This window comes from Pseudomonas sp. 05L36 (assembly GCF_056398125.1).
The window spans coordinates 255587-265011 of record NZ_JBFTOU010000009.1; the positions used below are offsets into that span (position 1 = coordinate 255587).

10 protein-coding genes and 1 pseudogene are annotated in these 9425 nt (G+C 58.2%); 4 read left to right on the forward strand and 7 right to left on the reverse strand.

From position 1 onward, the window contains the following. Position 1 precedes the first annotated feature (1 nt). From AC1DKH_RS13255 to AC1DKH_RS13265, 3 genes are all read left to right on the forward strand, one after another. Complete coding sequence (locus AC1DKH_RS13255; RefSeq protein WP_477798376.1) at positions 2–715, forward strand: DUF3108 domain-containing protein; 714 nt, start codon at positions 2–4, stop codon at positions 713–715. A 201-nt stretch (positions 716–916) separates the two neighbouring features. Then, the gene (locus AC1DKH_RS13260) at positions 917–1333 is read left to right on the forward strand and encodes an OsmC family protein (protein ID WP_477753349.1); all 417 of its coding nucleotides are present in this window, start codon (positions 917–919) and stop codon (positions 1331–1333) included. Between the two features lie 62 nt (positions 1334–1395). Further along, entirely contained in the window at positions 1396–2256 is an 861-nt protein-coding gene (locus tag AC1DKH_RS13265; RefSeq protein ID WP_477753350.1) for a pirin family protein, read from the forward strand. A 29-nt stretch (positions 2257–2285) separates the two neighbouring features. Here the strand turns inward: AC1DKH_RS13265 and AC1DKH_RS13270 are convergent, their stop codons facing one another. The 4 genes from AC1DKH_RS13270 to AC1DKH_RS13285 form a co-directional block, all read right to left on the reverse strand. Further along, the gene (locus AC1DKH_RS13270) at positions 2286–3014 is read right to left on the reverse strand and encodes a dienelactone hydrolase family protein (protein ID WP_477798377.1); all 729 of its coding nucleotides are present in this window, start codon (positions 3012–3014) and stop codon (positions 2286–2288) included. Positions 3015–3081: 67 nt separating this feature from the next. Then, positions 3082–4986, reverse strand: a complete 1905-nt coding sequence (htpG, locus tag AC1DKH_RS13275; protein ID WP_477798378.1) for a molecular chaperone HtpG — start codon at positions 4984–4986, stop codon at positions 3082–3084. 81 nt (positions 4987–5067) lie between these two features. Then, positions 5068–5520, reverse strand: coding sequence for a PaaI family thioesterase (locus tag AC1DKH_RS13280; protein WP_477798379.1), 453 nt, complete (start codon positions 5518–5520; stop codon positions 5068–5070). Then, entirely contained in the window at positions 5517–5993 is a 477-nt protein-coding gene (locus tag AC1DKH_RS13285) for a PaaI family thioesterase (RefSeq protein ID WP_477798380.1), read from the reverse strand. Before AC1DKH_RS13285 ends, AC1DKH_RS13280 begins: the two co-directional genes overlap by 4 nt. A gap of 158 nt (positions 5994–6151) precedes the next feature. Between AC1DKH_RS13285 and AC1DKH_RS13290 the strand changes: the two genes are divergently transcribed. After that, positions 6152–6403: a hypothetical protein gene (locus tag AC1DKH_RS13290; protein ID WP_477798381.1), complete on the forward strand. Its 252-nt coding sequence runs from the start codon at positions 6152–6154 to the stop codon at positions 6401–6403. A 67-nt stretch (positions 6404–6470) separates the two neighbouring features. Here the strand turns inward: AC1DKH_RS13290 and AC1DKH_RS13295 are convergent. The 3 genes and pseudogenes from AC1DKH_RS13295 to brnQ all read right to left on the reverse strand — a co-directional run. Continuing rightward, positions 6471–6551: pseudogene (locus AC1DKH_RS13295) on the reverse strand (MAPEG family protein); the annotation flags it as partial. A gap of 56 nt (positions 6552–6607) precedes the next feature. Beyond that, on the reverse strand, positions 6608–7345 hold the full coding sequence (locus AC1DKH_RS13300) for a DUF599 domain-containing protein (RefSeq protein ID WP_477760055.1): 738 nt from the start codon (positions 7343–7345) through the stop codon (positions 6608–6610). 264 nt (positions 7346–7609) lie between these two features. After that, positions 7610–8923, reverse strand: coding sequence for a branched-chain amino acid transport system II carrier protein (gene brnQ / locus AC1DKH_RS13305; protein ID WP_477755726.1), 1314 nt, complete (start codon positions 8921–8923; stop codon positions 7610–7612). Between the last annotated feature and the right edge of the window lie 502 nt (positions 8924–9425).

Below are 9425 nucleotides of genomic sequence, written 5' to 3' on the forward strand. Positions count from 1 at the left end.
TATGCGTCGCGCCCTGCTCTTCGCTTGCGCTCTGCTCGCCTTGCCCTTCGCCCAGGCGGCAGACCTTCAACCCTTCTCCGCCAGCTACACCGCCGACTGGAAACAGCTGCCCATGAGCGGCACTGCCGAGCGCAGCCTCGAAAAAACCAGCGACGGCAAATGGAAGCTCAGTTTCAAGGCGTCGATGATGATCGCCAGCCTGTCCGAGGAAAGCACCCTGACCCCGGACAAGGACACGCTTCTTCCAGAGTCTTACCACTTTGAACGTGGCGGTTTGGGCAAGGCCAAGAAATCGGATCTGGATTTCGACTGGAACACCAAAGTGATCACCGGCACCGATCGCGGCGACGCGGTCAAGGTTGCGCTGAACCGCGGCATGCTCGACAAATCCACCTACCAGTTGGCCTTGCAGCAAGACGTTGCCGCAGGCAAGAAAAGCATGAGCTATCAGGTGGTCGACGGCAATGAAGTCGACACCTATGACTTCCGCGTGCTGGGCACTGAAAAAGTCGACACCAAGGCCGGCAAGATCGATGCGATCAAGGTTGAACGAGTACGCGACCCGACACAAAACAAGCGCATCACCGTGATGTGGTTCGCCAAGGACTGGGATTACCTGCTGGTCCGCCTGCAACAGGTCGAAACCGACGGCAAGGAGTACAACATCATGCTCCTGGACGGCACGGTCAACGGCAAGACTGTCAAAGGCAGCTGATCCGGATCGATACCTGTAGGAGCGAGCTTGCTCGCGATGATCTCACTGGCACCGCGTGTATCCGCAAGGGCGAGTCATCGTTAAAGTCCATCGCGAGCAAGCTCGCTCCTACAAACTGGAACACCCGACAAGCGCGACAGCTCTATACCTTCAAGGTCTTTTTTGATCGAATGAGTTTTCCTGATACCTGCGAGGTTTCCCATGACTGTCACCGTCAACACTGTCTGCGCCGAAGGTTTTCGCCACAGCGTACAAATCGATGACCACGAACTCTTCGCCGACGTGCCCGTCACGGCCGGCGGTGATGGCTCTGCGCCGGAACCGCACGATTATTTCGATGCCGCGCTAGGCGCCTGCAAGGCCCTGACCCTGAAGCTGTATGCCAGGAAGAAGGACATCCCGCTGACCGGTGTCGGCGTGGAGGTCAAGCGCGACAACAGTCAGGAACAGAAAGGCCAATACGCGCTGCACGTCAAACTGACCCTCAAGGGCGTACTCACCGACGCCCAGCGTGAAGAACTGCATCGCGTGGCCGATCGCTGCCCGATCCACAAGCTGATGACCACGTCTGAAGTGAGCATCGAAACGCATTTGTCCGAAGGCGCGTTCAGCCAATAGCGGCAAGGGCTGCGCAAGCGGGTTATGCTCGAACGCATCACCCGCTCAGCCTGGAACGCACCATGAACACTCCGCTCGTGATCCGCCCCCGCACCGAAGATGTCGAAGGCCAGCCGATTCTCCGCCCGTTGCCATCGGCCAAGTGCCGCAACGTCGGGCCATTCGTGTTTTTCGACCACATGCTGGAAACCCGTTATCCGCCGGGCAAAGGCATGAACATCCGCCAGCATCCGCACATTGGCCTGTCTACCCTCACCTACTTGTTCCAGGGGCAAATCCAGCACAAGGACAGCCTCGGTTCCGATCAAGTGGTCGGGACTGGCGATGTCAGCTGGATGACGGCCGGTAGCGCTATCGCCCACGTCGAACGCACGCCTGAGGCCCTGAAAGAAAGCGGCTTCACGATGCACGGCTTGCAGATCTGGCTGGCTTCGCCCAAGGACAAAGAGCAAGGTCCGGGGCATTACAGTCACCATCCGGCGTCGACTTTGCCGGTCAGCGAAAACCTGGGGGTGAAGATCCGCATGATTGCCGGGTCGGGCTTTTGCCTGGAATCACCAGTGCCGGTGCTTTCTCCTACGCTGTACGCGGAACTGCACCTGCAAACGGCGACGACATTACTGATCCCCACCGAGCATGAAGAACGTGCGCTGTATGTGTTGAGCGGCGAGGTGCAACTGGATGGCGAGCCGCTGGAGCCGCATTCGCTGGTGGTACTGCCTGCCGGGGAAGAGATGACCCTGTTTGCTGAAAGCGACAGTCACGCCGTGTTGTTTGGCGGTGCTCCGCTGGATGGGCCACGGCGGATCAACTGGAATTTTGTCGCGAGCGATCCGGCGGCGATTGATGAAGCACGCCGACGCTGGGCGGCCGGGGATTGGCCGACGGTACCGGGGGAAAGCGAGCGGATCGAATTGCCTTAAGCTAAAAAATCAAAAGATCTTAAGGGTAGTCAACCCTTGAACACTTCATCCAGCAAGTTATGCATCGACGTGAACGCCCGGGCAGCTACCTTCGCGTCATACATCATCATGCCCGGCACCTTGGCGTGCGGGTCGGTGAACGAGTGGAACGCACCGCCATAGCTCAGCAACTGCCAGTCCACACCCGCCGCGTTCATTTCATCTTCGAACGCCGGCAACTGCTCTTTCGGCACCAATGGATCGGAAGCACCGTGCAGCACCAGGACCTTACCCTTGATGTTTTTCGCATCGGCCGGATTCGGTGTGTCCAGCGTGCCGTGGAACGATACCGCGGCCTTCACCGGGGCGCCGGTACGGGCAAACTCCAGGGCGCAGCAACCGCCGAAGCAGAAACCGAAAGTGGCCAGTTTCGAAGTATCGACAGCCACTTCACCCTGGCTTTGCAGCTGTTCGAACGCCACCTGCATGCGCTTGCGCAGCAACGCACGGTCATTCTTCAACGGCATCATCGCCGCGCCCGCCTCGTCATTGTTCGTCGGACGTACCGAATGACCGTAAAGGTCGGCGACCAGCACAACGTAGCCGTTGGCCGCCACGGACTTGGCGATCTCCTCGGCACCGGCGCTGACGCCCATCCAGTTCGGCGCCATCAACAAACCCGGACGCGGGCCTTTATGGTCGGCATCGAAGGCCAGACGGCTTTCGTAGGCCTGGCCGTCAATCTGATAGGCAACGGAACGTACAGTGATTTGGCTCATTTCTGACTCCTGATTGTTGAACACCAGAATGAAAAAACCCGCCGAAGCGGGTTTTTCTACAACACAGTCAGGCCGATAGCTCGACCAACAGCTTGTTCAGACGGCGCACATAGGCCGCCGGATCTTTCAAGCTGTCGCCGGCTGCCAGGGCTGCCTGATCGAAGAGGATGTGCGACAGGTCGCCGAAGCGCTCGTCGCTCTGCTCGTTGTCGAGCTTCTCGATCAGCGGGTGAGCCGGGTTGAATTCGAAGATCGGCTTCGAATCCGGAACCTTCTGGCCGCTGGCTTCGAGGATCTGGCGCATCTGCAAGCCCAGATCCTGTTCGCCGATGGCCAGGATCGCCGGGGAATCGGTCAGGCGATGGGACACCCGAACTTCCGCAACGGATTCGCCCAGCGCGGCCTTCAGACGTTCGACCAGACCTTCTTTGGCCTTGGCGACTTCTTCCGCAGCCTTCTTGTCCTCTTCCGAGTCCAGGTTGCCCAGGTCCAGGTCACCGCGCGCCACGTCGACGAAGCTCTTGCCGTCGAAGTCGCTGAGGTAGCTCATCAGCCACTCGTCGATGCGGTCGGTCAACAGCAGCACTTCGATGCCTTTCTTGCGGAAGACTTCCAGGTGCGGGCTGTTTTTGACCTGCGCGTAGGTTTCGCCGGTCAGGTAGTAGATCTTGTCCTGACCTTCCTTGGCGCGCGCCAGGTACTCGGCCAGGCCAACAACCTGTTCGCCATCGTCGCCATGGGTCGATGCGAAACGCAGCAGGCCGGCGATTTTTTCCTTGTTGGCGAAATCTTCTGCCGGGCCTTCTTTCATGACCTGACCGAAGTTTTTCCAGAAGCCCTTGTATTGCTCTGGCTCGTTCTTCGCCAGTTTTTCCAGCATGTCCAGAACGCGCTTGGTCAGCGCCGACTTCATGGAATCGATGATCGGGTCTTTCTGCAGGATTTCCCGCGACACGTTCAGCGACAGGTCGTTGGAATCGACCACGCCTTTGATGAAGCGCAGATACAACGGCAGGAAGGACTCGGCCTGATCCATGACGAACACGCGCTGTACGTACAGTTTCAGGCCTTTCGGCGCTTCACGCTGGTACAGATCGAACGGAGCGCGGGCCGGCACGTACAGCAGCGAGCTGTATTCCAGCTTGCCTTCGACCTTGTTATGGCTCCAGCTCAGCGGGTTTTCGAAGTCGTGAGCGATGTGCTTGTAGAACTCCTGGTATTCCTCGTCCTTGATCTCGGTACGCGGACGGGTCCACAGGGCGCTGGCGCGGTTGACGGTTTCCCATTCAACGGCCGGTTGCTCTTCGCCTTCGGCGGCTGCCACTTCTTTCGGCAGCTCGATCGGCAAGGCGATGTGGTCGGAGTACTTCTTGATGATGTTGCGCAGGCGCCAGCCATCGGCGAACTCGTCTTCACCGGATTTCAGGTGCAGGACGATGCGAGTGCCGCGTTCGGCCTTGTCGATGGTCGCAACTTCGAAGTCACCTTCGCCCTTGGACGACCAGTGCACGCCTTCGCCGGCAACGCTGCCGGCACGACGGCTGTACACATCGACTTTGTCAGCGACGATGAATGCAGAGTAAAAACCGACACCGAACTGGCCGATCAGGTGCGAATCTTTCTTCTGGTCGCCGCTCAGGTGCTTCATGAAATCGGCGGTGCCGGACTTGGCGATGGTACCCAGGTGGGTGATCGCGTCTTCGCGGCTCATGCCGATACCGTTGTCTTCGAGGGTGACGGTTTTAGCGTCCTTGTCGAAGCTCACGCGGATTTTCAGTTCGGCGCCACCTTCCAGCAGCTCTGGCTTGGCCAGGGCTTCGAAACGTAATTTGTCGACAGCGTCAGAGGCGTTCGAGATCAATTCGCGAAGGAAAATTTCCTTGTTGGAATACAACGAATGGATCATGAGGTGCAGCAGCTGCTTTACCTCGGTCTGGAAGCCCAGGGTTTCCTTTTGAGTTTCCACACTCATGGTCATCAAACTCCAATCAGATGGCATAAGCCGCGACCTTGAGGGTCGACGGCGGGTTGTCCTCAGAGTTTGGGGCACCGTTCAGGATTTCAAGGGCTCTTCGAGTTTGAAATGTGCACGGGCCGTGGCAATGGGCTCGGCTTCGGTGCTTTGCCAGGCGGTAATCGCCACATTGGCGACCCGGCGACCCTGGCGCCAGACCTGGCATCGGGCCCAGGTATCGCGAAACTGCCCGGCTCGCAGGTAATCCAGGGAGAAGTCGATGATCTTCGGTACCCCGGGCGATCCGGTAAACACCAACAGGTGCAGCGCCGCGGCCAACTCCATGAAACCGGCGATCACACCGCCATGAATCGCCGGCAACAAAGGGTTACCGATGTTGTCCTTGTTCGCTGGTAGCTTGAACAGCAACTCATCTCCCACCCGTGAACATTCGACGCCGATCAGCCGGGCATAGGGAATCAAATCCAGCAGCGAGGCGTAATCGCCCTGCTCGTGGGCCTTTTGCAATTGGTCCTTCAGCGACCCGCTCATTGCGCACCTCCGGCAACCGCGCCACCAAAGCCCTTGGTGCCCTTGATGCCCTTGCCCATGCGCATGAAAGTGCCCATCACATGGGCAATCGGTTGCCCAGGGTCATCCTGATAGGCGAAGCCACGGGCAAAAATCACATCGGTGGTGACCCGATAGCACTGGGCAAAGCCGTAGACATCTTTATGTGGCTCGGCGGCGTGCATGTAGTCGATGCGCAGGTCGAGGGTCGGGCAGACCTCGAATTCCGGGAGCACGCAGAGCGTCGCCATGCCACAGGCGGTGTCCATCAGCGAGGTCAGCGCCCCGCCATGAATCACGCCGGTTTGCGGATTGCCGACGATCTGCGGGCTGTACGGCAGCATAATCGTCAGCCCTTCGCTGCTGGCGCTGTGAACGCTTAGTCCAAGTACCTGACAATGTCGCAGCGCCGACAGAAAGCGCATCGCACGCTCAAAAACGGGGTTTTCGGCCATTTGATAAAAACTCTTGTTTATGTCCGTACTGTGCGGTGGCGGTCCGGGTAAAAGTTCCGCACTAGAACAAACTTATATATCTGAAAGACTTAAGGAACTTAACCCTGATGCCTGGGCTCTTAATGCCAGTAGATGCTTTTCATCAGGAGAAACACCCCATGCGTAAGACTTTAGCTATTGCCTTGATGTTGACCGCTTCCCTCGGTCTCGCTGCCTGCGATAAAAAATCCGAGGACAAAGCTCAAGATGCTAACCAACATGCTGAGCAAGCCCAGCAAAAAATGAACGAAGCTCAGGATAAAGTGAACGACGCGGCGAAAGAAAACGCCGAAGCCGCCAAAGATCAGGCTGCTCCGGCCGCTCCGGCCACTCCGGCTGCTCCGGCTGCTCCGGAAGCACCTAAGAACTAATACGGTTTTTAGAGTGGCAAAAGAAAACCCGCCAAGTGCGGGTTTTCTTTTGTCTTGAAAAAAGTGGTTAGAGCAAAATCGTTCGAAAGGTTGGACTAATCATCAACAACAGCGAACAGATTAATCCCACCAGCCAAACCGGACTGCGCTACCGAGCCAGATCCTTCCAGTAACACACTGGATAGCCAGCACGCGGGTACCCGATCAGGCCGCCTCTTTATTCACCTCGGGCAATGGCGCCTCCGTAGGGGTATAGACCATCACGTCGAGAACGTCGGAGTGAAACTCGCGGCGATACAATACGAACACCACACCGGCACTCATCAACATGAACAGCCATGGACTAACGAACCAGGCCAGCATGGTCATGCCGAAGTAGTATGAACGCAACCCGAAGTTGAACTGGTTGGCGGCCATGGAGATAACGCGGGCTGCCCGGCTCGCAAAGGCTTTACGCTCCTGCTCCGAGACATGACGCTCACCGACCATGGGTGCCGAGCCCACCAGGATGGCCGCGAAGTTGTACTGACGCATGCACCAGCTAAAGGTAAAGAACGCATAGACAAACACCAGCGCCAGGCACAGCAACTTGATTTCCGACATGCCTTGGGACGCCTGTTGCACCATCGGGATATCTGCCAGCAACGAAACCGCCCGCTCGGAAGCCCCGAGCACCGTGAGAATACCCGCCAGGATAATCAGCGTGCTGGAGGCGAAGAACGAAGCATTGCGCTCCAGGTTGCCGATCACGCTGGCATCGGCGATGCGGTTGTCGCGCAGCAGCATGCGGCGCATCCAGTCTTCGCGATAAAGGTGCAGAACACTGGCCAGGCACGCCGTATCACGGCCCTTCCATGTGGCATAGCGGGTGTAACCGCCCCAGCAGATAACGAACCAGATAGCGGCAAGAATGTGGATCAGGTTGGCTTGGATGAACGACATGCAGGTCCTTGTGACGTAAATGCGGATTACACAGACCCTGTGGGAGCGAGCTTGCTCGCGATAGCGGCATTGCATTCAACGTGTTTGTCGACTGACCCGCCGCAATCGCGAGCAAGCTCGCTCCCACAAAGGATGTTGCAGTGCTTCGACGTTAGCTCAACGGAAAAGACACCGCATCCCTCACAAAAAAAATGCCCCGTATCGATTGATACGGGGCATTTCTGTTTCTGTTCAGAACCCGCTTGTGGCGGGTCGTGAAGCGACTTAAGCCAAGGCTTCGGCGCGCTTGCCCAGCAGACGATCGCAAACTACCGCGACCACCAGTGTCATCACCGACGGCACCAGCCAGGCCAGACCCTGCTCGCTCAGCGGCAGGTGGGCCATTTGCGTCGGCATCCAGTCCGCCAGGCCTGCCCCCTTGAGGGCGTCGATCAGGCCGAAGATGAACGACACCAGCATGACCGGGCCGAGGATACGACCCTGCTCATGCCAGAAGTCCTTGCAGAAGCTCAACGCCACCAGAACGATACATGGCGGGTAGATCGCGGTCAGTACCGGGATCGAGAACGCAATCAGCTTGGTCAGGCCCAGGTTGGACACCAGCAGGGAGAATGCAGCAAGGATGATGACCAGCGTCTTGTAGGACAGTGGCAGTACCCGGCTGAAGTACTCGGCGCAGGCACAGGTCAGGCCGACCGCGGTCACCAGGCACGCCAGTGAGATCAGCACGGCAAGGAAACCACTGCCCAACGAACCGAAGGTGTGCTGCACGTAAGCATGCAATACCGCCGCGCCATTGCTAGCGCCAGCGGCCACCTCATGGCTGCCCGAACCCAGACGGAACAGGCTGACGTAAACCAGCGCCAGACCCACACCGGCAATCAGACCGGCAATGATCGCGTAACGGGTGATCAGTGCAGGCGACTCGACGCCGCGGGAGCGGATGGCGTTGACGATGACGATGCCGAACACCAGGGCGCCCAGAGTATCCATGGTCAGGTAACCATTGATGAAGCCTTGGGAAAACGGCGCCGCCACGTATTCAGGCGTGGCTTGGCCAATGTCACCGGCCGGCAAGGCGAATGCTGCAATGCCCAGCACGGCCAGGGCGATGATCTTCAGCGGCGCGAGAAAGCGCCCTACGGTATCCAGCAGACGGCCCGGGTACAGCGAAATGAAGAACACCAGCAGGAAGTAAACCGAGCTGTAGAGGAACAACGCCAGCGGGCTCTCGCCCGTCAGCGGCGCCAGGCCCACTTCGAACGATACCGTGGCGGTACGTGGCGTCGCGAACAGCGGGCCAACAGCGAGGTAGCACGCAGCCGCCAGCAGGCCACCGGCGACTTTACCGATCGGGCTGCTCAAGGCATCCATTGCACCGCCGACCTTGGCCAGGGCCACAACGGTGATCACCGGCAGACCGACCGCCGTGACCAGAAAGCCCAGCGCCGCCATCCAGACATTGGGACCGGACTGCAAACCCACAATAGGCGGGAAGATGATGTTGCCAGCCCCGACGAACAGGGCAAACGTCATAAAACCAAGTGCCAGGATGTCCTGGCCTTTCAACACTTTCATTAAGGAAATACCACACTACTGAATCGGAATTTAGAGAGGGATTTCCCTATGGATGAGGGAAATGCTGTCGATCCGTATAAGACCAACCCTTTTAGCGCGTTGCTGCCTTGTGGGCTGCGGACGCAAAAATGGCGAGTAGCCTAACGAATTTGGACCAGAAACGCACTGTTAGAGGGCGAACATTCCGATCTACGACACTTCTATGTCGCGTTTCTGCATGTAAATGGGTGGGGCCTGTAAGTCCGTCATCGCGAGCAAGCTCGCTCCCACATTGGAATGCGGTCAACTGTGGGAGCGAGCTTGCTCCGGGCGGCGTTCCGACGATGGGGCCCTGCCAAACAACACATAAATCCCGGAATCGAGTAGGAGGCGGTCTCGCGACCGCCGTCCTCTCACACCACCGTACGTACGGCTCCGTATACGGCGGTTCAGATTATGCGATTAAGCCGGTTTACCGTATCCAATATCGAGACCAAACCGAGTCCATCCCAAAGTTTCTTTG

What these genes read in the sequence shown, in the direction of transcription:
- AC1DKH_RS13270 (WP_477798377.1), bottom strand. Translation starts at nt 3,014, where the DNA reads ATGAGCCAAATCACTGTACGTTCCGTTGCCTATCAGATTGACGGCCAG.
- htpG (WP_477798378.1), bottom strand. Translation starts at nt 4,986, where the DNA reads ATGAGTGTGGAAACTCAAAAGGAAACCCTGGGCTTCCAGACCGAGGTA.
- AC1DKH_RS13285 (WP_477798380.1), bottom strand. Translation starts at nt 5,993, where the DNA reads ATGGCCGAAAACCCCGTTTTTGAGCGTGCGATGCGCTTTCTGTCGGCG.
- AC1DKH_RS13300 (WP_477760055.1), bottom strand. Translation starts at nt 7,345, where the DNA reads ATGTCGTTCATCCAAGCCAACCTGATCCACATTCTTGCCGCTATCTGG.
- AC1DKH_RS13260 (WP_477753349.1), top strand. Translation starts at nt 917, where the DNA reads ATGACTGTCACCGTCAACACTGTCTGCGCCGAAGGTTTTCGCCACAGC.
- brnQ (WP_477755726.1), bottom strand. Translation starts at nt 8,923, where the DNA reads ATGAAAGTGTTGAAAGGCCAGGACATCCTGGCACTTGGTTTTATGACG.
- AC1DKH_RS13280 (WP_477798379.1), bottom strand. Translation starts at nt 5,520, where the DNA reads ATGAGCGGGTCGCTGAAGGACCAATTGCAAAAGGCCCACGAGCAGGGC.
- AC1DKH_RS13255 (WP_477798376.1), top strand. Translation starts at nt 2, where the DNA reads ATGCGTCGCGCCCTGCTCTTCGCTTGCGCTCTGCTCGCCTTGCCCTTC.
- AC1DKH_RS13265 (WP_477753350.1), top strand. Translation starts at nt 1,396, where the DNA reads ATGAACACTCCGCTCGTGATCCGCCCCCGCACCGAAGATGTCGAAGGC.
- AC1DKH_RS13290 (WP_477798381.1), top strand. Translation starts at nt 6,152, where the DNA reads ATGCGTAAGACTTTAGCTATTGCCTTGATGTTGACCGCTTCCCTCGGT.